Here is a 22,295-nt window from a genome sequence, read left to right as displayed (position 1 = left end):
GTCGGTCGATGCGACCGGTGCCCGTCTTGGAGGGTACCATTTCTCCGCGTTTCCCGCCCTTCTCCGGCTCTGGTGGCAAAGCCGCAGTAGGGCCGGAAAGCGGACTCTTAAGGAAGTGTTAGGAATTCCAAACTACGTAGGTTGTGCCGTGTCTCACGATCTACCTTGGTGGAGGACCTCGGTTATTTTGGGGGCCGCCAACGTAGAGGAGGAACCCCCATGAGCAATGTCGCCGTGGACAAGAACAACAAGGCACCGAAACCCGGTTCCGGCACCAAGGACGCCGCGTCCGCAAGCGAGGCCGCCGCGACCCGCAAGGCCGTGAGCAACATCCTCAAGGGATCGGCCGGAAACCTCGTGGAGTGGTTCGACCTCTACGTCTACACGGTGTTCGCCGCATACTTCCAGTCGCACTTCTTCAACGCCACGAACGAGCTGCAGGCGGGCCTCGAGGCGATGGCCGTATTCGCCACCTCGTTCCTGATGCGCCCCGTTGGCGCATGGTTCTTCGGCCGCTACGCCGACCGCCACGGCCGCAAGGCGGCACTGACGCTGTCCGTGACCATGATGTCGGCAGGGTCCTTCGCGATCGCGCTGCTGCCGACCCAGGAAGCCATCGGCATGTGGGCCATGATCCTGCTGGTTTTCGTGCGCCTGTTGCAGGGCTTCTCCGTGGGTGGCGAGTACGGCACGAGTGCCACCTACATGTCCGAGGCTGCGACCTCCAAGCGCCGCGGGTTCTTCTCCAGCTTCCAGTACGTGACCCTGATCGGCGGCCAGATGCTGGCACTGCTGGTGTTGGTCATCCTGCAGAACACCATGAGCCACGAAACCCTGGTCGAATGGGGCTGGCGCATTCCGTTCGCCATTGGCGGCGTTGCGGCACTGGTGGTGTTGTGGCTGCGCCGCAGCATGGAGGAAACCGTCTCCGCCGAGCAGGTTGCCGCCGCGAACAAGCCCGGCGTCGCCGGCGAAGCCCAGCCGGGCACCATGAAGCTGCTGTTCACGCAGTACTGGAAGCCGCTGCTGGTCTGCATCGGCATTACCCTGGGCGGCACCGTTGCCTTCTACACCTACACCAACTTCATCCTGAAGTTCATGAACGATACCTCGGGCATTCCCAAGACCGATACCTCCGTCATCAACTTCTGGGCGCTGTTCATCTTCATGCTCCTGCAGCCGGTCTACGGCATGATCTCCGATAAGGTCGGCCGCAAGCCGCTGCTGCTCTGGTTCGGCATCACCGGTGTGCTGTTCACCTGGCCGTTGCTCTCGATGCTCGCAGGGACCCAGAACCCGGTCTTCGCGTTCCTGCTCATGCTCGGCGGCCTGCTCATTGTTGGTGGCTACACCTCGATCAACGCCCTCGTGAAGGCCGAGCTGTTCCCCGCCTCCATTCGCGCACTGGGTGTGGGACTTGGCTACGCAATCGCCAACTCGCTCTTCGGCGGCACCGTTCCGCTGATCGGCGCGGCCTTCCAGAAAGCCGGCCGCGTTGACCTGTTCTTCACCTACGTCACCGTGGCGATCGCCATCTCGTTGCTGGTCTACATCTTCGCACTGAAGAACAAGAAGACCACTCACCTGGACGACGAACAGGGGCATGCCTGGAACGCCAAGAACCAGGAAGACGACAAGAAGGAACTCATCGAGGCCTGATTTCGTCGGTAGTACGCCGGTGGCCACCCGGTTCGCGCAAGAACTTGCGCGAACCGGGTGGCCACTCTTCGTTGGCGGGTGCCAACCGGCGGAACCGATCCTAGCCGTTGAACGTCAGCGGGTGCGGACCCGTCCTGCCGTCGCGCTCGAGGGCCTCGATGGCCGTCATTTCCTCGTCGCTGAGCTCGAACCCGAGCACGTCGAAGTTCGCCGCCATGCGCGAGGCTGTGACCGACTTCGGGATCACCACGTTGCCGGTCTGCAGGTGCCAGCGTATGACAACCTGTGCGGGGGTCACGCCGTGCGCCTGGGCGGCCGCCACGACGGCAGGCTCGCCCAGAACTGCGCCCTGCGCCAGGGGGCTCCACGCTTCGGTTGCGATGCCGTGGGCAAGGTTCACTGCGGCGGTTTCGCGGTTCTGCAGCAACGGGTGAAGCTCGACCTGGTTCACCGCAGGAACGGTTCCGCCCAACGCGATGATGCGCTCGAGCTGTTCCGGCGCGAAGTTGGAGACGCCGATGGCTCGGGTGAGCCCCTCGGCGCGAAGCTCCTCAAGCACCTGCCACGATTCGAGGTAGGCGTCGGTATCGGTGCCGGGCCAGTGAATGAGGTAGAGGTCGACGTAGTCGAGGCCGAGCTTCTCGAGGCTGGTGAGCAGGGCGGCGCGGGTCTTTTCGCGGCCCAGGTCGGCCAGCCACAGCTTGGTGGTGATGAACAGTTCGTCGCGCGAGATGCCGGATTCGGCGATGGCGCGTCCGACGCCTGCTTCGTTTCCGTAGATCGCTGCCGTGTCGATGCTGCGGTAGCCGGCGGCCAGGGCACCGGCTACGGCCGCGGTCGTTTCCTCGTCGGATACCTGGAACACGCCGAAGCCCAGCTGCGGCATGGTGATCCCGTTGTTCAAGGTGACGACGGGGGTGGTGGAGGTGGTGTTCATGTTCTTGATTCCTTTGGTGGGCGTGGGTGGTGGGGGAACGGGTTGTTAGGACACCGGTACGGAAATCGGGGCCGGTTCCGGGGTTTTTGCGTATTCGCCGCCGCGAACCCGTACCGCGACAAGCAGCACCAGCAATCCGGCAACGGTGATTGCGGCACCGGCCCACAGCGGGGAGGTGTAGCCGAGCCCCGCGGCGATGGTCAGGCCGCCGACCCACGCGCCGAAGGCGTTGCCGATGTTGAAGGCCGCAATGTTGGCGCCCGAGGCGAGGGTTGGCGCGTGCGCCGCGTGGTTCATGATGCGCATTTGCATCCCCGGCACCGCGGCAAAGCCGACTCCGCCCATGAGCACCAGAGCGATGATGGTTGCGATCTGGTTCTCGGCCGTGAGTGCGAAACCGACCAACACGACCGTGAGGACGCCCAAAAGCGCAATGAGCGTTTTCGGCAGGTTCTTGTCCGCGGCGCGGCCGCCGAGGATGTTGCCGGCGAACAGTCCGACGCCGAAGAGGATCAACAGCCACGGCACGGTGCTCGGGGCAAAGCCGCCGACGCCCGTGAGCGTGAAGGCGATGTAGGTGAAGGCGCCGAACATGCCGCCGTAACCCAGGATGGTGACGAACATCGAGAGCCATACCTGCGGGCTGCGGAAGATCGAGAATTCACCAAAGACGCCTGCGTTGGAGGAACGGGCCAGGTTGCCCGGCACCAGCAGCATGATGCCGACCAGCGCGATGACACCGATGGCCGTGATGGCCCAGAAGGTGGCGCGCCACCCGGCGGCCTGGCCGAGCATCGTTCCAAGGGGCACGCCGAGCACGTTGGCGATGGTGAGTCCCGCGAACATGAACGCGATGGCGCCGGCACGCTTGGTGGCAGGCACCAGGTCGGCGGCAACTACCGAGCCGATGCCGAAGAACGCGCCGTGACACAGCGCTGCGATGATGCGTCCGAGCATGACCAGCTCGTAGCTTGGACCGGTGGCCGAGAGCAGGTTGCCGATGATGAACAGCACCATCAGGAACAGCAGGGACTTCTTGCGGTCGTACCTGCCCAGCACGGCAGTGAAGATGATGGCGCCGATGGCAACGGCCAGGGCATAGCCGGAGATGAGGTATCCGGCGACGGTTTCGGTGACGCCGAAATCCGCCGCGACGTCGGGCAGCAAGCCCATGATCACGAACTCGGTGAGACCGATGCCAAAGCCGCCGAGGGCAAGGGCATAAAGAGCAACTGGCATGAAAACCTTCTGTGCGAATCTTAGGTGTGGATGCAGCGGCGTACCGGCCGGATACGTTCGTTGCGTGTGCAACTACTGCGTAAGCAATGATTGCACGCGCGGCATATCGGCGCAAGGTGATAGTCTTGTGGTGTAGAGAACAGAGGAGTTCCGCCCATGGGAATCAAGGACGACGCGGTACAGGTTCGCGCGCAGGGCTGGCGAACGCTTGCCGCGCTGCACAACCTCATTGAGGGTGAACTGGAGCGCGCCCTGCAGGCCAAGCACGGCCTGTCGGTTGTTGAATTCACGGTGCTGGACGCACTGGGTCGGCAGGATGGATGGCACATGCGCATGGCGCAACTTGCCCGTGCCGCCGCACTCTCCAGCAGCGCCATTACCCGGCTGGTCACGCGACTCGAAGACCGCGGCCTGCTCACCCGCATCCTCTGCATGGATGATCGCCGCGGCATTTACACCGAACTCACGGCGGCAGGCGAGAAGCTGCTGAACGAGGCGCATCCAACCCACGACGCCGTATTGCGCGAGGCGCTGGAAAATGCCGCCCGGGTGCCCGAACTCCAGGACCTGGTCACGGCCGTCGCGCCGCGCGACGAAAACTGACAGCGAAGGTTTCTGCGGCGACCAAGGGTGCCGGGTTACCCGGCCCCGACGTTGCGGAACCGACGCATTTCCTTGGCATGCCGAGCATGCACTTCCGTGACGGAAAAAGACCCCGCGTGACACCGCCGGCCGCCGAAAGCGGCCGCGTGTGACACTGTGCGACCCCTTGATTCCCCACGTGAAGCGCGGGGTTTGCGGCGGCGCCAGCGGTTCCTAGAGTCGAACATATTCGTTCGCATCTCGCCCGGAAGGAACCACCAATCATGACCAGCACGGACCTCGAAGCACAGCCCCGGACGCGACTTGAGCAACTCGAGGAACGCTTTGCGCCGCTGTTCTTGGACATTGCCGCGGGGGCTTCCGAGCGCGACAGCACCCGGAACCTGCCTCACGAGCAGATCAAGGGCCTTGCCACCGCCGGTTTCGGTGCCGTGAGGGTGCCCGAATCCCATGGCGGTGCAGGCGCCACCCTGCCCGAACTCTTCGTGCTGCTGACGTCCCTGGCCGCCGCCGATCCGAATATCGCCCAGGCGCTGCGCGGGCACTTCGCGTTTGTGGAGGATCGGCTGGTCGCCCCGGAGGGCGCAGAGCGCGATGCCTGGTTGGGCCGCTTTGCGGCGGGGGAGCTCGTCGGAAATTCCTGGACCGAGATCGGGACCGTGGCACTGGGCGAGGTGAACACCAAGGTGAGCCCGGACGGCAGCGGCGGTTTCGCCGTGACCGGAACCAAGTACTACTCCACCGGCAGCATCTTCGCCGACTGGATCGACACCTATGCCGAGCGCACCGATACCGGGCAGCGGGTCATTGCCGTGGTCAAGGCCCGCCAGCCGGGCGTATCGCTCGGGGACGACTGGGACGGGTTCGGGCAGCGCACCACCGGCACCGGCACCGCGAACTTTGCCGGGGCGGCGGTGGAGCCGGCGCACGTGATCGACTTCGAGACCCGCTTCAAGTACCAGACCGCGTTCTACCAGGGCGTGTTGCTCGCCGTGCTTGCGGGCAGCGCCAAGTCCGCGGAACGCGATTTCGCCGCGGAACTTGGTGCCCGCAAGCGCACGTTCAGCCACGGGGCCGCGGAACGGGCCAACGACGACCCTCAGCTGTTGCAGGTCATCGGCGAGGTCTCGGCCGTAGCGTTCGTGGCGGCCGCTTCCGTCGCATCCACGGCCGCGGCGCTGGAGGGCGCGTACCAAGCGGCGTTGGCCGTGCATGCGGGGGAGCTGGGCCTTGAGGAAGAGGAAGCTGCCAACGACGCCGCGGAACTCGCCTCCGCGCAGGCGCAGATCGTGCTGACGCCGTTGGTGACCAATGCGCTGTCGCATGCGTTTGACGCCCTTGCGGCCTCCGCAACCAGCACCGCGAAGAACCTGGACAGGCATTGGCGCAATGCGCGCACCGCCGGAAACCACAATCCCTGGGTGTTCAAGGCCCGGCTGGTCGGTGAAAACGCTGTCCACGGCTGGGCGCTGCCGCGGGTCTGGGCCATCGGGGCGTCCACCTCGCGCTAAGGACCCTGGTCATCAACCTTTCTGGGCGGGCACGCAATGGCGTGCCCGCCCAAAGACGTCTTCGGGTCGTCTGGTTCTTTCAGGGGCTTGATGGATCGCCCGAGCCCGCGGGGCGGGCTTGGCGTCCGGTGGATCCTGGCGCTTGGGCCGCCGGATTCCGCGAACGGGTTGCAGGGGATGCCAGACGTGCGGCGAGCGCCTCTTCCGGGCCTGGTTTTATATAGGTAAAACCTGTTAAGAAGAACGATAAAAACAGTTTTACGAATGTAACGCGAGACACCATCCTTGTGTGTGAAGGTCATCTCATTCTTGGCACAAAGGAGCCGTTCGCGTGCAGAGCACATCCCTGAAACCCCACGTCGTCACGCTGGGAACCGCCGGCGGTCCGCGCTGGTGGACCGGCGAAAATGCCGGCAAGCGTGCGGGCATTTCCACGGCGGTCGTCGTCGGCGACGCCGTGTACCTGGTGGATGCCGGAACGGGCGTGGGAAACCAGCTCATGAAGGCTGGCTTCAGCACCGCGAACCTGCGCGGGATATTCCTCACCCACCTGCACTCGGACCACACCATCGACCTCGCGTCACTGGCCATCTTCGGGCTGTTCACCGTGACCCCGGGCCAGAGGCCCATCCACATCATCGGCCCGGGCGACCGAGGCATCCTGCCGCCGGCCTCGCCGCGCGCGAAAGTTGCCCCCCAGCCGCTTTACCCGGCCAACCCGACCCCGGGCACGGCCGACATGTTCAGCCACCTCATGCAGGCCTACGCCACCGACCTGAACGACCGGGTGATCGACGCCTTGCGCCCCTCGCCGCTGGACCACTTCATCGCCTCGGACATCCAGATCCCGCAGGGAACCGGCTACCACGCGAACGAGAATCCGACCCCGGAGGACTTCGCCCCGTTCGAGATCTACCGCGACGAGCTGGTCACCGTGACGGCCACCCTGGTCAAGCACCCGCCGATCGCCCCGGCCTTCGCGTTCCGCTTCGACACCGCCGAGGGGTCGGTGACCATTTCCGGCGACACCGCTCCGTGCGACAACCTGGTCACGCTGGCCCGCGACACCGACCTGCTGCTGCACGAGGCCATCGACTTCGACTGGGTCGAGCGGGCCTACGGCCACATCGGTACCGAGGCCGCGCAAGCCTCCATGGACCACCACCGGCTCTCCCACACCTCCGCGCAGCAGGCCATCGAGCTTGCCGAACGCGCCGGGGCCCGCACCCTGGCCCTGCACCACCTGGTCCCCGGAACCACCCCGATCTCGGTATGGCGCTCCCACGCCGCGGACTTCTCCGGCACCTTCGTGGTCCCGGACGACTTGCAAGTGATCTCCTTCGCCACCCAACGAGCAGAAATGGTAGTCTCCCGATGACACACAGCCCGGCTATCGATAAGGCCTCCGAGAAGTTGGACATCCCGTCGCTGAACTCGCCGCAGATGCGGCGCATCCTGGCCTCGTCCTTCATCGGCAGCGCCATCGAGTTTTACGACTTCATCCTCTACGCCACGGCCGCCTCCCTGGTCTTCAACAAGGTGTTCTTCGTGAACCTGGAGCCGTCGGTGGCGATCTTCGCCTCCTTCGCCACGCTCGCCGTCGGCTACCTGGCCCGCCCGCTGGGCGGCATCGTCTTTGGCCACTTCGGCGACAAGCTCGGGCGCAAGGGCGTGCTGATCACCTCCATGGTGATGATGGGCGTTGCCTCCACCATCATCGGGTTGCTGCCTCCGACCGCGCAGGTGGGCATGATCGCCCCGATCGCGCTGATCATCCTGCGCATCGTCCAGGGCCTGGCCGTGGGCGGCGAATGGGGCGGGGCCATGCTCATGGCCCTGGAACATGCCCCGAAGGAACGCCGCGGATTCGCCGCGAGCTTCGCGAACATGGGCGGCCCGGCCGGCGCCGTCATGGCCACGCTCGCCGTCTCCGCCGTCTCGACGCTGCCCAACGACCAGTTCCTGTCCTGGGGCTGGCGCATCCCGTTCATCGCCAGCCTGGGCCTCGTGGCCATCGGCCTGGTCATCCGCCTGAAGGTCTCCGAATCCCCGCTCTTCCTGGCCCTGGAAAACAAGGCCGAGGAAAAGAAGATCCCGTTGATGCAGGTGCTCACCAAGTACCCGAAGTCGGTCCTCATGGGCACCTTGGTGGGCATGAGCTCATACACCGTGCAGGGAATCATGACGGTCTGGGCGATCTCCTACGTGGTGGAAGCCGGCGGAATGGACCGCACCTCGGTGCTGAACATCAAGGCAGTGGGCGCCGCGTTGACGGTGGTGTTCGTCTGGATTGCCGCACGCTACTCCGACCGCATCGGGCGCCGTCCGGTGATGATGATCGGCATCCTGGCCGGTGCCGTGCTGGCGCTGCCGATCATGTGGATGCTGCAGATGGGCGAACTCTGGCTCTTCGCCATCGCGCTGTTCCTGGCCAACGGGCTGATCCAGGGCGTCATCTTCGGACCCTTCGGTGCCTTCACTGCTGAACTGTTCCCCACGCGCATCCGCTACACCGGCGCCTCGCTGGTCTACCAGCTGTCATCGACCCTCGGCGCCGGGTTCACCCCGATGATCGTCACGGGGCTGGTGCTCCTTGGAGGCGGATCGCTGTGGATCGCCGGGGCCGGGTGGGCCGTGGTCTTCGTGATCGCCGCGCTGGCGATGCGCAGCGTGAAGGAAGGCAAGGACGCCGACCTGAGCGCCGAAAAGATGTAGCTCCGCGGAGCTTTTGAAGGGATGGGTGGTTTCTGACGAAACCGCCCATCCCTTCTTTGCGTTCGGCCCCGATCCGTTCGCGGAAATCGATGAAGACGCGCGGGCACCTGCCTCCCTGCCGCCACCGCCGACGGGTTTCTTCCGGCGGCTGCCGGCGCAGGGCCGTGGCCCCGGCCACGTATGATCCCAGTCACTGGGGTGTGGTGCCCGCGACACCTCGACGGAGTGCCGCAGCGCCCGGAAACTGGCATCTTTTTCGCTTTCCCCCGGGCATTTCCCGGTGCACCCCAGACTCAAACATGCATCGTTCGGAGGGGTATTGTCTCCAAGGGCGCATCTCGCCTATGCACCAGAGCACATTTCTGGCTGGCGGCCGAGGCGCCCAAATATCCCTGGCAAGACCCCGGAAAGTTTCACATGGCTATTAGCACTACTTCGACGGCAACGGAGCCGTCTGCACAAGGTGACGCAGGCAGCAAGCTGCGCTCGCGGCACGTCACCATGATCACCCTTGGCGGCATCATCGGCGCCAGCCTCTTTGTGGGTTCGGGCAACGTCATCCGTTCGGTCGGTCCCGCAGCCGTCATTTCCTACCTCATCGGCGGGCTCCTGGTCTTCCTGGCCATGCGCATGCTCGGCGAGATGGCCGCCGCACGCCCGACCGTCGGCTCGTTCATGGAATACGCCCGTCAGGGTCTCGGCAACTGGGCCGCATACCTCGTCGGCTGGCTGTACTGGTACTTCTGGGTCGGCGTGCTGGCCTACGAATCGGTGCTCGGCGGCAAGATGCTCAACGGTTGGTTCCCCGAGCTTCCGTCATGGTTGTTCTCCGCTATTCTGTTGGTCCTCTTCATCTGCACCAACATCATCTCGGTGCGCACCTTCGGCGAGGTCGAGTTCTGGCTGGCCAGCATCAAGGTCGTCGCCATCGTCGTCTTCCTTGCAGTCGGCGTGCTCTTCGCCCTGGGCATGTGGCCGAACTCCACTCCCTCCCTCGATAACCTGTGGCAGCATGGCGGATTCGCCCCGAACGGCGTGTGGATCTCCATCACCGGCGTGGCCGTCGTGATCTTCTCCTACTTCGGCACCGAGATCGCCGTCATGGCCGCAGCCGAGTCCGAGGATCCCGCCAAGGGCATCCGCCAGGCCAGCAGCACCATCATCTGGCGCATCCTGCTGTTCTTCGTCGGAGCAGTGCTGGTGATCGTGACCATCGTGCCGTGGAACCAGCTGCCCGATCCGGCCGAGGTCGCCCCGTTCACCTACGTGTTCTCGCTCTTTGGCCTGCCTGGCGCCGAACTGGTGATGAGCCTGATCATCTTCACCGCAGTCTGCTCGGTGCTGAACTCCGGCCTGTATTCCGCTTCGCGCATGTTTGCCGCGTTGGCCGACCAGGGCTTCGCCCCGAAGATCATGACCAAGCGTTCAAAGAACGGCGTGCCGCTGGCCGCATTGATCGCCTCGACGGTCGGCGGCTTCATTGCGACCATCGTGAACTTCGCGTTGCCGGACTCCGGCATCTTCGACTTCATCATGAACTCCGCCGGGCTGGTGGCACTGTTCGTCTACGTCTTCATCGCCGTGACCCAGATGCGCCTGCGCTCGCGCATGTCCCCCGAGGAAGTCGCCGGGTTGAAGCTGAAGATGTGGCTCTTCCCCTGGTTGAACTACCTGCTGATCGCCGGTGTGGCCGGTGTCCTGGCCATCATGTTGACCACCGAATCCGGCCGGACCCAGGTGTGGACCAGCTTGCTGGCCACCCTGGTACTGGTTGCCTTCTGGCCAGTGGTCCGCAAGAAGCTTGCGGCCCGCGATCGCGAAGCGGTCACGTCCTCCGCTTCCTAGCCTGAAGTTCCGCTGGCCGGGAAGCCGGAAAGCCGGGAACCCGGGTAATGAACCGGCCTCCTAAGGCCGGGCTCGGTAGGCAAACATCCACGCAGCGAGTGCCTGGGTCCGATATTTCATCGGGCCCAGGCACTCGTGCGTTAACGGGATGCGTTCGGCGTTGAACCGGCGGACATGGTCCCGAGATCGGCCGTCGCTGAACTATCTCAGCCCGGCTTCCGGGGGAGCAGGTCAGAAACCGCCCGTCCCTTCTTCGCGTTCGGCCCCGATCCGTTCGCAGAACTCGATGAAGGCGCGCAGGCGCAGGCTGGGCCGGTCCGAGGCCGTGTAGGCGACACAGATGTCGCTGCGGCCCACCGGGCCGTCGATTTCCAGCATCGCCAGCGGCAACCCGTCGTAGCTCATGTTCACCGGCGGGCGTTGGACCAGCACCGTGTAGCCCAGCCCGCGGGCCACCATGCCGCGCACGGCCTCGAAGTTCGAGCTGCTCCAAGCGATCTTGGGATCAAGGCCGGACATGCGCAGGTTCACCAGCTGGTTGTCTTGCACCGAGGGGATGTCCAGGGAGACGAAGTCCTCGTCGGCCAGCTCCGCCAGCCGGATGCTGCCCCTGCCGGCGAGCGGGTGGCCGGCGGCCAGCAACACGTAGGGGCGCCCGCCCATCACCGGGGCGTGCTTCACCTGCGGCAGCAGGTGCCTGGTGTGGGTCAACACCGCATCCAGGTAGCCCTCGAGCATCCGCTCCTGCAGCACGACCCCGTCGCCCTCAATGATCCGCACCTCGAGTCCGGGGTTCGGCTTGGTGAACTGCTCGCAGATCACCGGCAGCCAGAACGCCGAGAGGCCCGTGTAGCAGCCGATGACCAGCGGTCCGGCCAGGGTGCTTTGGCGTTCCCCGATGTGGCCCTGGACTTCCTCCGCATGGCGGACCAGGTCCTTGGCGTCGCGCAGGAAATGGGCGCCCACCGCGGTGAGCACCACCCCGCGGGCCCGGTGCCGGACCAACAGCTGCGACCCCACGATGCGTTCGAGTTCGTTGATGGCCTGGGACATGGCCGCCTGGGAAATGTGGCACGCGGCGGCGGCGCCGGATATCGACTCGGCATCGGCCACGGCGATGAAGTACTGCAATTGCTTGAGGGTGTAGTTGACCACCCATTCAGCGTAGGGGATGGGGTGCGGGAAGCCCTGAACGGAGTCATCGGAGTGACGCCGGAACCAGCGCATATTGCCTCTGCTGCCCGGCAGCCGGCCTCACGCGTCATGTATGGCTCAAGCGCGGATGTTGACAGACATCGGTCGGTGGGGACAAAAGGGGCGCTCTTCGTCAATGCCCGAGCACTGAAACACAAGCTCCGCGGCACGGCGGATTCGTACAGTGGGTGGTGGACCGCGACGCAATGCGGCGTACCTGCGGGGTGATGGAACCGAATGGATCCTGCGCCCCCGAACCGTCGTGGAAAGGCGAAACCATGGAGACCACACTCGACCTGCGCAGCATCACCGCTCAAGAAGCCGAGCGGCTGGTGGCGGGGGCGCTGGGGTCCTACGGGATCCCGGCAGCCGAAGCGACGCTCGAGCTCATCAAGCACCGCGAGAACTTCGTCTACCGGCTCCGGGTGCCCGGGTGCCCGGACCTGGCGGTGAGACTGCACCGGCCGGGGCTGCACAATGACGAGGAAATCCACGCGGAGATGGCGTTCCTGGGAGCGGCCGCAGCCCGCGGAATCATGGTGCCCCGGGTGCTGCCGACGCTCGACGGGCGGCTGTTCGTTTCCGAACTCGATCGATTCGGCAGGTCCGTCCAGATCGACCTGCAGGAATGGATCACCGAATCCACAACGCTCGGATCCATCGATGAAGGGCTGTTCGGCACCAGCACGCTGGGACCCGAGGACTTCAGGAACCTGGGGGCCACCATCGCCCGGCTGCACGTGCTGGCCGAGGAACTGGGTCCGGAAGCCGGTGCGGGGCGCAGTGCCTGGGACTCGGAGGGGCTCACCGGTGCCGCGCCGCTCTGGGGCGACCCGCTGGCCGGCAGCGTGCTGGACGCCTCCCAGCGAGTTTTGCTGCGCACGGCACTGGACCGTGCCGGCCGCAAGCTGGAGGAGCACGGCAAGGCCCCGGACCGCTACGGGGCCATCCACGCGGACTTCACCCCGGAGAACGTGCTCACGTCTCCCGACGGCCTGCGGGTCATCGACTTCGACGATTTCGGCCCCGGCTACTTCCTCTTCGACCTGGTGACCGCACTCTTCTTCTTCCAGCCGCATCCCGAATACCCCGCGTACCGGGAGGCGCTGCTCCGGGGGTACGGTTCCGTTCGTGAACTGCCGCCGGAACACCTGGAACTCTGGGACACGCTGCGTCTGGCCCGCGGCGCCAGCTACCTGGGGTGGGCCGCGGCCCGCGACGGGCAGGACGACGCCCGATTCATCTTCGAGAACGTGCTGCCGCTGGTGCTCCGGCTGGCGGCGGACTATGCAAAGGACAGCCCGACGTTGATTTCCGAGACCGTTTCCACGACGGATGAACTGCTGGCCCGGCGCTTCGCCACGGTCGGCAGGCATTCCCCGCTCTTCTACGCCCAGCCGATCGCCCTGGCCTCGGCCGAGGGGGTGTGGCTCACCGACACCGAGGGCCGCCGCTACCTGGACGGCTACAACAATGTGCCGCACGTCGGGCACTGCAACCCGCGGGTGGTCGCCGCCGCGTGCGCGCAGGCCAAGGTCCTGAACCTGCACAGCCGCTACCTGAACGAGCCGATGGTGGCCTACGCGGAGAAGCTGCTGTCCTGTTTCCCGGCGCCGCTGGACAAGGTCTTCTTCACCAACTCCGGCTCGGAATCCAACGAGCTGGCGCTGCGCATCGCCCGCCAGCACACCGGGGCCCGGGGCGTGCTGGTCAGCGATTTCAGCTACCACGGCAACACGAGCTCGCTGGCCGAGCTCACCACCGGCCTGATCACCCGCGAGGGCCTGGGGGAGCATGTCCGTCCGATCCGCATCCCCGACCTGGAGCATGCGGGCGGGCTGGCGGAGGACGAACTCACCGCCGATGCCCTGGCCGAGGTGGACGCGGCGATTGACTCCCTGCGTGCCGCGGGCATCGGCCTGTCGGCGGTGCTCTTTGACCCGCTCTTCTCCACGGAGGGGCTGAACCGGGTCCCGCGCGGCTACGTGGCCGGGCTGGCCGACCGCGTGCATGCCGCCGGCGGCATGGTGATTGCCGATGAGGTCCAGTCCGGGTTCGGGCGCTCCGGGGACGCCATGTGGGGGTTCGAGCTGCACGGCATCGTCCCGGACCTCGCCACCCTCGGCAAGCCCATGGGCAACGGGCACCCGCTCGGCGGCGTGGTGACCACGGCTGCGCTGCTCGACGAGTTCGGCAGCCACAACATGTACTTCAACACCTTTGCCGGCAGCCCGGTCTCCGCGGCCACCGGGCTGGCGGTGCTGCAGGAAATGGAGGACCGCTCCCTGATGGCCAACGCCGGGGACCTCGGTGCCGACATCCAGCTGCGGCTGCGGGAACTCGCGTCCGCATCGCCCGCCGCCGGCGCGGTCAAGGGACGCGGCCTGTTTTTCGGGGTGGAGATCGTGCGCCCGGACGGGAGCCCGTGGGCGGAAGGCGCCAAGGCGGTCATCGAACACATGAAGGCGAACGGCGTGCTGGTCAGCAGGATCGGCCCGGACGACAACGTGCTGAAGATGCGCCCGCCCATGGTGATCGGGAGGACGGAAACCGATCTGCTGCTCGAGGCCTTCGGCGCCGCGCTGAGGCATCTAGACAACGCGGCCTAGGGGCCCGGATCGCGAAATGCCCGTGGCGGGCACCGGAGGAATCGGTGCCCGCCACGGGCATTTCAGGTTTGTTTGCGCCACTGCCCGTGGTGCCGTGCGGGGTGCTTCGCAACACTCTTTGTGCCGCGCTTGCATAGGCCCTTCGATTGCCGGTTCACCGGATTCCGCGCATGCGGGAGATCGTTCCCGACTGGTTCTATTCCCCGCATGATTGCTGCGGTGCTTTGCGTCCGCAAGTAAGCAATTTTTATACCCCTAGGGGTATATGACATACTCGGGTGGGGACGGGGCTTCGGCCCCACCGTGAAAAATGACACCAAACGCGAGGAGCAAACGCATGTGCCGTGCAGTCAAGTGCCGCAAGTGCCAGAAAACCACCTGGGCCGGCTGCGGCCAGCATGTCAAGCAAGTCATGGCCCACGTGCCGAGCTCCCAGCGCTGCTCCTGCGACCCGAACGCGCCAAAGGCCCCCAGAGAGTCCGGCGGTTGGCTCGCGCGTTTCTTCCGCCGCTAGATCCGGGGCGGCCAAGAGCCTTGCGGCGATCGATGCACCGAGTGGTGCGTCGATCGCCGTTTTGTTTGCCACCCAAGTTGGATGCGGCCGTCCGCGGCGTTGCGACGAAAACCCTTGAATTATTACGAATTTGTGACGATTGATTGTCGACCAAACTTATTGGCATGTGGTAATGCGCTCGCTAGGCTGGGTGGGCTTGGGGTTTTGCAGCATTGCAGGGAGCTTCGCCGGTTCGGTTTTTTGGGGGGAGATCTGATGTTGGGGTTGAAAATAAGGGTTGCCGCTGCGGGTTTGTTGCTGTTGTTTGCGGTTGCCAACGTGCAGGCGGGGGCTCTTGCGGCAGTACCGAAGTGCTCGCTGGCTCCCGAAAGCACCCTTCGTCTTGATCCGCCCGAATCGAACAGGGTGATTCAGTCGTTCGACTATGGTTCCGACGGGGATGTCTATTTCATGCAGCCTTCCCGCAACAACACCCGGTTGTCCAGATGCTCCCGCACTGCGGAGGGGGCCTGCGTTCAGAAGGACAGCGTCATGCTGCCGGACTTCGGGCACGGCGAATCCCTTGAGGTGTACGCGAAGGGCGGTCATACCTATGCATGGGTGGGAAGTGGTGCCGGGAACAAGTCGCCGCACTATCGGTCGAAGACGGTCTCGCTTATCGAGTACATCAATGCGCCCGAGGGGTCGAAAAGGGCGAGCTATCGAATGGTTGGCACGCTGACGGACTTGGCTGCAATTGCCCCCGGCAAGTCCGGCCCCGCATCCCGAAGTGCCGTTGCGCTGGCCGACGGGCAGGATCGGCTGGCCATTCGGGCGCAGCTCGGAGGGCCTCGTTCGCCCGTCTACTACGGCATTTACAAGACCGCGGAACTTACCGAACTCATGAGGAAGTCGCCGGGAAACACGTTGTCGATTGCAAAGGCCGAGGAGTTGATGGTGTCCCGATTCAAGGAACCGAAGACCTCGAAGAAGGCATTCCAGGGCTTTGACATCAAGGACGATGGGGCCGCGACAAAATACCTCTACATTTTTCGAGGTTTCGTGGGGCAAACCCCCACGATTTACCTGAACTCCTGGCGGGACGGTGGGGAAACTGCCCGGAAGGGGGTCTACGTCATGAAGAGCAAGGCCACCTCGAGTCTTGAGGCCGAGGGTATCAAGGTTGAAGCGGACCCAATGGGTGGCGAGGGCGTGCATGTTCAAATCGGATTCAAGCCGAACAAGCGCGATGACAAGGACCGGCGGATCTTTAGATTGTACCGATTGGCGGGCTACGCGCCGGGGCTGGAGGCAGGTGCTCCTGTCCTTCCGCCTTGCCCCGAGAAGGGTTCCCCCAGCGGGGAGAATTCCCCCAGCGACAAGAATTCCCCCGATGGGGAGGTGGCGAGTCCTCAGGTCCGGGGGAACCGACCCGACGGGTCGAATTTGTCGCCCAGCGAGCTTCGGGGGTACCTGAGCGCCGGGGGGACAGTGTGGGTCCACCGATGCTTTGCGAGGATCCCCTTTTGCAAAAGCTTGTGTGGAGCCTCGAGCTGGCGTGCTCGCGGAGTGGCGGGCAAAACCTATCACCATACCCCCTAGGGTATTATCGTTAACGTTTGATTCGATACCCCTAGGGGTATCTGTAATGGATGACGCAACCACAAGGAGAGACGATGCTTCTTGAACGCATCTATGACGAAGACCTCGCGCAGGCCAGCTATCTCATTGGCTGCCAGGCAAACGGGGAAGCAATCGTGGTCGACGCGCGACGCGACATCGAGGTGTACCGCAAGATTGCCGCGGCAAACGGGATGAAGATCGTTGCCGTCACCGAGACGCACATCCACGCCGACTACCTCTCGGGCACCCGTGAGCTGGCCGCCGCCACCGGCGCGAAGGTCTACGTCTCGGGCGAGGGCGGGAAGGACTGGCAGTACGGCTTCGCGGGCGAGCGGCTCCTCGACGGGGACACCATCACACTGGGCAACATCACGGTCGAGGCCATGCACACCCCCGGGCACACCCCGGAACACCTGTCCTTCCTGATCACCGACGGCGCGTTCAGCGACCAGCCGGGATTCATGCTCTCGGGAGACTTCGTCTTCTCCGGCGACCTCGGACGCCCGGACCTGCTCGACGAGGCGGCGGGAGGCGTCGACACGCGCTTCGACGGGGCACGCGACCTGTTCGTCTCGTTGCAGAAGAAGTTCCTGACCCTTCCGGACTACGTGCAGGTCTATCCGGGGCACGGCGCGGGTAGCGCCTGCGGCAAGGCGCTGGGCGCCATCCCTTCCACCACGGTGGGCTACGAGCGCAGCTTCGCCTGGTGGGGCGTCTACCTCGAGGCAGACGACGAGGCGGGATTCGTCGAGGCGCTGCTCGACGGGCAACCCGACGCCCACGCCTACTTCGGCCGCATGAAACGCCAGAACCGCCAGGGACCGGCCGTCATGGGCGAGCGCGCGGCGCTGGCCGAGCTGGCAACCGAGGACGTGGCCGCAGCCCTGGCCGCCGACGAGATCGGCATCGTCGACACCCGCCACCACTCGCAGGTCCACGCAGGCACGGTGGCGGGCGCCCTGAACATCCCTGCCGGCAAGCGGGCGGCAAGCTACGGCGCTTGGGCCGTTGACCCGGAAACCGACAAACGTCCGCTGGTGCTGCTGGCTCCGGACAGCGAGTCCGCCACCGAAATGTGGGATCACCTGGTGCGCGTGGGCATCGACGCGGTGGCCGGCTACGTCCGGACGCTCGACGGCCTGCCGAGCTACAGGCCGGAGACCTTGGCCCCCGCCGACCTTGCGGGGTTCGACGCGGCACTGCTGTTGGATGTGCGCAGCAAGTCCGAGCACGCCGCCGGACACATCCCCGGCTCCGTCCAGCTCAACGCCGGGCGGGTGCTCTGGCACGCCGACAGCCTTCCGGCCGACGGCGTGATCGTCAGCTACTGCCAGACCGGCGCGCGCAACTCCGTGGCCGCCTCCGCACTGCGCCGGGCCGGCCACAGGGTCGTCGAGCTCGAGGGCAGCTACGCGGGCTGGAACTCATGGAACGGCCGAAACACCCAAAACCCCTAGCACGATGCAGGGCGCCGCGCTACGTCTCCATGACAGGAAAGCTCCCGCGCGCGGCGCAACCACTGGGACCATCGCTCCGAAACACCCGAAGAAACCGCCAGACCATACTGGATCTGATTCGCCCAACTCATTGGTTGGCCATGACAACTGTCATGGCCAACCAATGAGTTCTTGCTCTTCTGCTGGGCCGCCATACACAGAAGACTGGTCGGTATGAACGAAACGACCGAACAATTGGCCGCACGGTTGGAAACCACGCCTGATCCGGGGCTCGCGCTAAGACTCGACGCGGTCCGCAAGACCTTCCACACCGCCCAAGGCCCGCTGGAAGCCGTGGCGGGAATCAACCTGAGCGTCGGGACCGGAGAGATCGTTGCCTTCCTGGGACCCAACGGAGCGGGAAAAACCACCAGCATCGACATGATGCTCGGGCTCACCGCACCGACAACCGGCACCATTTCGGTGTTCGGCAAGAGCCCCCGCGCGGCCGTGGAGGCCGGGGAAATCTCGGCCGTGCTGCAAACCGGCGGGTTGCTGCGGGACCTCACGGTGCGCGAAACCGTCACCGCGATCGCAGCGCTGCACGGTGCCAAGGACCGCATCGAAGAGGTCATGGAACGCACCAATATCCTCTCCCTGTCCCGCCGCAAGGTCTCCAAGTGCTCGGGAGGCGAACAGCAGCGGCTGAAGTTCGCGCTCGCACTGCTGCCCGATCCGCGGCTGCTGATCCTCGACGAACCCACCGCCGGCATGGACGTTTCGGCCCGCCGCGCCTTCTGGGACACCATGCGGCAGGACGCGCTGGAGGGGCGTACCGTCCTGTTCGCCACCCACTACCTGGAAGAGGCGCAGGAATTCGCCGAACGCACGGTGTTGATCGGAGCCGGCCGGTTGCTGGCAGACGGCCCCACCAACCAGCTGCGCACCATGACCGGCGGACACGTCGTCACCGCCACGTTGCCCGATGACCGACCCGCCGAGCCGGCACTTGCGGCGCTGCACACCCTGCCGCGGGTCGTCTCCGTGCACGCGGAGGGCCGCCGGGTTAGCGTCACGGGTCCTGAGTCCGATGCCGCTGCGTTGATGCTGCTCACGGAACTCGGGGCCCGAGAGCTGGAGATCACCGCACCCACCCTGGAATCCGCCTTCATGGCGCTGACGGAAGCACGCTGATGAACCCCACCTACGTACGCATCGAGCTTGTCCGCCAATCCCGGGACATCATGAACGTCATGTTCGCGGTGTTCATGCCCGTGGCCATGTACGTACTCTTCGGGAACATGTTTGGCTCCGGGGACGAGCTTGCCGGCAACGGCAACGTAAAGTTCTACGTCATGGTCTCTATGGCCGCCTACGGTTCGGCCATAGCCACCACGGCAATCGCCGGGACCGCCGCCACCGAGTCCATGCTCGGGTGGGGACGGCAAATCGCGCTGACGCCGATGAAGCCCTCGGGGTTCGTGGCCGCCAAGATCGCCGTCGCCCTTGTCATCTCCGCAGCCAGCGCCGCCGCCGTGTACCTGACCGGCATGCTCACCGGGGCGCAGGCAGACGCACCCTGGATCTGGGCGCTCAGCTACGGATCCGTCGTGCTGGGCTCAGGGGTCTTCGCCCTCTACGGCATGGCCGTCGGGTTGGCCTTCAAATCGGAGACGGCAATCGGCATTGCCAGCAGCGGCATGGTGTTCTTCGCCTTCTTCGGCAACGTATTCATGCCGCTGAGCGGGGTGTTGCTGGACATCGCACGCTTCACCCCGATGTACGGGTTCGTGGGACTGGCCCGCTACCCGCTGACCGAGGGCAACGGGGCCGGGACCGACACGGTGGATTCGATCGGCGTGCTGTTGGCTAACCTTGGGGCATGGACTCTGATCTTCGCTGCCCTGGCCGTATGGGCGGTCCGCCGCTCGAAGGCGCGGCGGTGAAACAGGCACCGCCGGCCCCCGAGGCCTTCTGGGTCCGCTACGGCTGGCTGCTGGCGGCGGTCTGGATCATCTTCCTGATCTACCCGATCAACGCATTGGCAACCTCCGGGGTGGATGCCCCACGGAAGATCGTCGGGTTCGGGCTCATCGGCGTGTTTGCCGCCATTTACCTCATCGCTTTCTACAGGTACAGCGGGCACATGGGCCGGGAGCCGAACGGGATGGTGGTCCTGCATTTCGCGTTGCTGATAGCCGTGGCGCTGGCCGGCGTGCCGCTGTTGGGCGTCAACACCCTGAGCTTTGGCCCGTTCATCATCTCCTTCTCCGCCTACCTCATGTCCGCGCGCTGGATGTGGTGGACGAGTGCGCTGACCTTCGGCACGGCGGTGGCAGTCGCGGTGGTCGGGAACCTGCTCTCCGAACTCCTCTTCCTGATCTGCCTGCTGCTGGTGCTGATCATCGCCAACGCCGTGAACGCCACTCTGATCAGGCGCAGCATAGCCGCCGACGCGCTGCACCAGAACTACACGATCCTCAGCGAGCAGGAACGCATGGCACGGGACGTGCACGACGTGCTGGGACACTCGCTCACCGCAGTGAGTCTGAAAGCCGAACTGGCCGAGCGACTGCTGGACGCCGATGTCGAGAAAGCCCGGGAGGAATTGCGGCAGATCCGCGCGTTGACCCAGGAAGCGCTCGATTCCATTCGCACCACCGTCGGCGGGTTGCGCCGCACCACCCTTCAGGAGGAATTGCGCTCTGTCCGCGCCGCCCTGCAGGACGCCGGGGTCGCCGCCGTGGTGACAGGGGATGCCGAATCCCTTGACCCCGTCCGCTCCCGCGCGTTGTCTTGGGTGCTGCGCGAATCCGTCACCAACGTGCTGCGCCACGCACACGCAACCACCTGCTGGATCCATATTTCACCCGATGCGCTGAGCATAGAGGACGACGGGGATTCGCTGGCCGGACATCATGAGGGACACGGCATGCGGGGCATGAGGGAAAGAGCCAGGATGGCAGGCGCCAACTGCGAGATCGGGGCTTCGGAACACGGAGGAACCAGGGTGGGACTGCAATGGGGATGACAAACGCGGATACCGGCACCGAGAACCAGATCCGGGTGCTGCTGGCCGATGACCAGGCGTTGGTGCGTGGGGCGCTCGCCGCCCTGCTGAATCTCGAGCCCGACATCGAGGTCGTCGCGCAGGCTGGCGACGGCACGGACGTCGCGGCGCTCGCCGAGAAACACCGAGTCCACGTGGCGTTGCTGGATATCCAGATGCCGCTCATGGACGGGCTTGAGGCCGCCACGCGGCTCCGGAGCAGGCTGCCGGAATGCAAGGTGCTCATGGTGACGACGTTCGACCGGCCGGGTTACCTGCGTGCCGCGTTCGAGGCCGGGGCCAGCGGATTCCTGGTCAAGGACACCCCCTCCGCAGAGCTTGCCGCGGCCGTGCGCCGGGTGCATGCGGGCGGGCGGGTGGTGGATCCGGGCCTTGCCGCCCAGTCGCTGATGAACGGGGCCAACCCGCTCACCGACCGCGAACGCGAGGTGCTTGCCCGCGCGCAGGGCGGGTTGCCGGTGGCGCAGATCGCCGCGGCCCTCTTCCTGAGTGTCGGAACCGTTCGCAACCACCTGTCCAACGCCATCGGCAAGACGGGGGCGGCGAACCGGATCGAGGCGGCGCACCTCGCCCACGAGCGGGGCTGGATCTAGGCGCCCGCCAGCACACCGCCCATCCGATCTGTAGACTCGTAGTCATGTCGGTTTCGGAGCTTTCGGTCAGTACGCAGAACTACCTGAAGGTCATCTGGGGTATCTCCGAATGGTCCGACACCCCGGTCACCGCGACCGTCATCGCGCAGAAGACGGGGCTCAAGGTCTCGTCCGTTTCGGACGCGGTGCGGAAGATGACCACCCAGGGCCTGGTGAGCCACGCCCGCTACGGCGCCGTCGAGCTGACCGACCTCGGCCGGAAGCACGCCCTGGACATGGTGCGGAGGCACCGGCTCCTGGAGACGTTCCTGGTCCAGGTCCTCGGGTACGACTGGGACCAGGTCCACGACGAGGCGGAGAACCTGGAACACGCCATTTCGGATTTCATGGTCGAACGCCTCGACGCTTTCCTGCAGCACCCCACCCGCGACCCGCACGGCGACCCGATCCCGTCCGCGGACGGCGTGGTGGTGCAGCCCGACGCGGTCCTGCTCAGCGAGGTGGAGCCGGGCCAACGCGTCGTCGTGGAGCGGATCTCCGACGACGATCCGGTGCTCCTGAAGTTCCTCCACGCCCAGGGGGTCGTGCCGGGCGTCGCGTTGACGATCGTGGGCGCCACGCCGTTCTCGGATGCCATGAGCCTGAACGTCGGCGACGGCTCCACGCCCGTCAGCCTGGGCCGACAGGCCACCGACGCGCTCTACGTGTCGCACGCGTAGCGGCACAAGACACCCAATCGCCCCGAAACGCACGGAGGGCCGGGGAACC

Annotated in this window: 17 protein-coding genes; 14 read left to right on the top strand and 3 right to left on the bottom strand. The window is 65.5% G+C overall.

The window, feature by feature from the left end; genetic code table 11:
• The first annotated feature begins 219 nt into the window (after positions 1-219).
• Positions 220-1,659, top strand: coding sequence for an MFS transporter (locus ACFY5D_RS09445; RefSeq protein ID WP_387528314.1), 1,440 nt, complete (start codon positions 220-222; stop codon positions 1,657-1,659).
• Between the two features lie 100 nt (positions 1,660-1,759).
• On the opposite strand, the gene ACFY5D_RS09440 is transcribed toward ACFY5D_RS09445, so the two are convergent.
• Together ACFY5D_RS09440 and ACFY5D_RS09435 are read right to left on the bottom strand one after the other, a co-directional pair.
• Positions 1,760-2,596 carry an aldo/keto reductase gene (locus ACFY5D_RS09440; RefSeq protein WP_387528312.1) on the bottom strand — a complete coding sequence of 279 codons (837 nt, stop codon included), beginning with the start codon at positions 2,594-2,596 and terminating at the stop codon, positions 1,760-1,762.
• Between the two features lie 45 nt (positions 2,597-2,641).
• Positions 2,642-3,835, bottom strand: coding sequence for an MFS transporter (locus ACFY5D_RS09435; protein WP_387528309.1), 1,194 nt, complete (start codon positions 3,833-3,835; stop codon positions 2,642-2,644).
• 156 nt (positions 3,836-3,991) lie between these two features.
• Between ACFY5D_RS09435 and ACFY5D_RS09430 the strand changes: the two genes are divergently transcribed.
• The 5 genes from ACFY5D_RS09430 to ACFY5D_RS09410 all read left to right on the top strand — a co-directional run bounded on the left by ACFY5D_RS09430 (position 3,992) and on the right by ACFY5D_RS09410 (position 10,509).
• Positions 3,992-4,438, top strand: coding sequence for a MarR family winged helix-turn-helix transcriptional regulator (locus ACFY5D_RS09430; RefSeq protein WP_387528306.1), 447 nt, complete (start codon positions 3,992-3,994; stop codon positions 4,436-4,438).
• 263 nt (positions 4,439-4,701) lie between these two features.
• Entirely contained in the window at positions 4,702-5,949 is a 1,248-nt protein-coding gene (locus ACFY5D_RS09425) for an acyl-CoA dehydrogenase family protein (RefSeq protein WP_387528303.1), read from the top strand.
• A 331-nt stretch (positions 5,950-6,280) separates the two neighbouring features.
• Complete coding sequence (locus tag ACFY5D_RS09420; RefSeq protein WP_387528301.1) at positions 6,281-7,327, top strand: MBL fold metallo-hydrolase; 1,047 nt, start codon at positions 6,281-6,283, stop codon at positions 7,325-7,327.
• Positions 7,324-8,664 carry an MFS transporter gene (locus tag ACFY5D_RS09415; protein ID WP_387528299.1) on the top strand — a complete coding sequence of 447 codons (1,341 nt, stop codon included), beginning with the start codon at positions 7,324-7,326 and terminating at the stop codon, positions 8,662-8,664. Before ACFY5D_RS09420 ends, ACFY5D_RS09415 begins: the two co-directional genes overlap by 4 nt.
• Before the next feature lie 417 nt (positions 8,665-9,081).
• Positions 9,082-10,509, top strand: coding sequence for an amino acid permease (locus tag ACFY5D_RS09410; RefSeq protein WP_387528296.1), 1,428 nt, complete (start codon positions 9,082-9,084; stop codon positions 10,507-10,509).
• A 231-nt stretch (positions 10,510-10,740) separates the two neighbouring features.
• Here the strand turns inward: ACFY5D_RS09410 and ACFY5D_RS09405 are convergent, their stop codons facing one another.
• Positions 10,741-11,664 carry a LysR family transcriptional regulator gene (locus ACFY5D_RS09405; protein ID WP_387528293.1) on the bottom strand — a complete coding sequence of 308 codons (924 nt, stop codon included), beginning with the start codon at positions 11,662-11,664 and terminating at the stop codon, positions 10,741-10,743.
• A 317-nt stretch (positions 11,665-11,981) separates the two neighbouring features.
• Between ACFY5D_RS09405 and ACFY5D_RS09400 the strand changes: the two genes are divergently transcribed.
• The 8 genes from ACFY5D_RS09400 (at position 11,982) to ACFY5D_RS09365 (ending at position 22,246) form a co-directional block, all read left to right on the top strand.
• Complete coding sequence (locus ACFY5D_RS09400; protein WP_387528290.1) at positions 11,982-14,312, top strand: aminotransferase class III-fold pyridoxal phosphate-dependent enzyme; 2,331 nt, start codon at positions 11,982-11,984, stop codon at positions 14,310-14,312.
• Positions 14,313-14,940: 628 nt separating this feature from the next.
• Entirely contained in the window at positions 14,941-16,407 is a 1,467-nt protein-coding gene (locus ACFY5D_RS09395; protein ID WP_387528287.1) for a hypothetical protein, read from the top strand.
• 74 nt (positions 16,408-16,481) lie between these two features.
• Positions 16,482-17,885: a rhodanese-like domain-containing protein gene (locus tag ACFY5D_RS09390; RefSeq protein WP_387528285.1), complete on the top strand. Its 1,404-nt coding sequence runs from the start codon at positions 16,482-16,484 to the stop codon at positions 17,883-17,885.
• A gap of 213 nt (positions 17,886-18,098) precedes the next feature.
• Positions 18,099-19,058, top strand: a complete 960-nt coding sequence (locus tag ACFY5D_RS09385) for an ABC transporter ATP-binding protein (RefSeq protein ID WP_387528282.1) — start codon at positions 18,099-18,101, stop codon at positions 19,056-19,058.
• Complete coding sequence (locus tag ACFY5D_RS09380; protein ID WP_387528280.1) at positions 19,058-19,810, top strand: ABC transporter permease; 753 nt, start codon at positions 19,058-19,060, stop codon at positions 19,808-19,810. Before ACFY5D_RS09385 ends, ACFY5D_RS09380 begins: the two co-directional genes overlap by 1 nt.
• Positions 19,807-20,895, top strand: a complete 1,089-nt coding sequence (locus tag ACFY5D_RS09375) for a sensor histidine kinase (RefSeq protein WP_387528278.1) — start codon at positions 19,807-19,809, stop codon at positions 20,893-20,895. The genes ACFY5D_RS09380 and ACFY5D_RS09375 overlap by 4 nt, the downstream gene beginning before the upstream one ends.
• The gene (locus ACFY5D_RS09370; protein ID WP_387528275.1) at positions 20,892-21,527 is read left to right on the top strand and encodes a response regulator transcription factor; all 636 of its coding nucleotides are present in this window, start codon (positions 20,892-20,894) and stop codon (positions 21,525-21,527) included. The genes ACFY5D_RS09375 and ACFY5D_RS09370 overlap by 4 nt, the downstream gene beginning before the upstream one ends.
• Positions 21,528-21,571: 44 nt before the next feature.
• The gene (locus ACFY5D_RS09365) at positions 21,572-22,246 is read left to right on the top strand and encodes a metal-dependent transcriptional regulator (RefSeq protein WP_387528272.1); all 675 of its coding nucleotides are present in this window, start codon (positions 21,572-21,574) and stop codon (positions 22,244-22,246) included.
• Positions 22,247-22,295 lie beyond the last annotated feature (49 nt).

The organism is Paeniglutamicibacter sp. NPDC012692 (assembly GCF_042901625.1).
Lineage (GTDB): Bacteria > Actinomycetota > Actinomycetes > Actinomycetales > Micrococcaceae > Paeniglutamicibacter.
Note: the sequence above shows the minus strand (reverse complement) of the source record. Positions and strands in the feature narration are given on the sequence as shown.

Bases quoted from the DNA above. Each gene is read 5' to 3' on its own strand.
- ACFY5D_RS09370 (WP_387528275.1), top strand. From the start codon at position 20,892: ATGACAAACGCGGATACCGGCACCGAGAACCAGATCCGGGTGCTGCTG.
- ACFY5D_RS09410 (WP_387528296.1), top strand. From the start codon at position 9,082: ATGGCTATTAGCACTACTTCGACGGCAACGGAGCCGTCTGCACAAGGT.
- ACFY5D_RS09365 (WP_387528272.1), top strand. From the start codon at position 21,572: ATGTCGGTTTCGGAGCTTTCGGTCAGTACGCAGAACTACCTGAAGGTC.
- ACFY5D_RS09385 (WP_387528282.1), top strand. From the start codon at position 18,099: ATGAACGAAACGACCGAACAATTGGCCGCACGGTTGGAAACCACGCCT.
- ACFY5D_RS09445 (WP_387528314.1), top strand. From the start codon at position 220: ATGAGCAATGTCGCCGTGGACAAGAACAACAAGGCACCGAAACCCGGT.
- ACFY5D_RS09440 (WP_387528312.1), bottom strand. From the start codon at position 2,596: ATGAACACCACCTCCACCACCCCCGTCGTCACCTTGAACAACGGGATC.
- ACFY5D_RS09435 (WP_387528309.1), bottom strand. From the start codon at position 3,835: ATGCCAGTTGCTCTTTATGCCCTTGCCCTCGGCGGCTTTGGCATCGGT.
- ACFY5D_RS09425 (WP_387528303.1), top strand. From the start codon at position 4,702: ATGACCAGCACGGACCTCGAAGCACAGCCCCGGACGCGACTTGAGCAA.
- ACFY5D_RS09380 (WP_387528280.1), top strand. From the start codon at position 19,058: ATGAACCCCACCTACGTACGCATCGAGCTTGTCCGCCAATCCCGGGAC.
- ACFY5D_RS09400 (WP_387528290.1), top strand. From the start codon at position 11,982: ATGGAGACCACACTCGACCTGCGCAGCATCACCGCTCAAGAAGCCGAG.
- ACFY5D_RS09415 (WP_387528299.1), top strand. From the start codon at position 7,324: ATGACACACAGCCCGGCTATCGATAAGGCCTCCGAGAAGTTGGACATC.
- ACFY5D_RS09390 (WP_387528285.1), top strand. From the start codon at position 16,482: ATGCTTCTTGAACGCATCTATGACGAAGACCTCGCGCAGGCCAGCTAT.
- ACFY5D_RS09430 (WP_387528306.1), top strand. From the start codon at position 3,992: ATGGGAATCAAGGACGACGCGGTACAGGTTCGCGCGCAGGGCTGGCGA.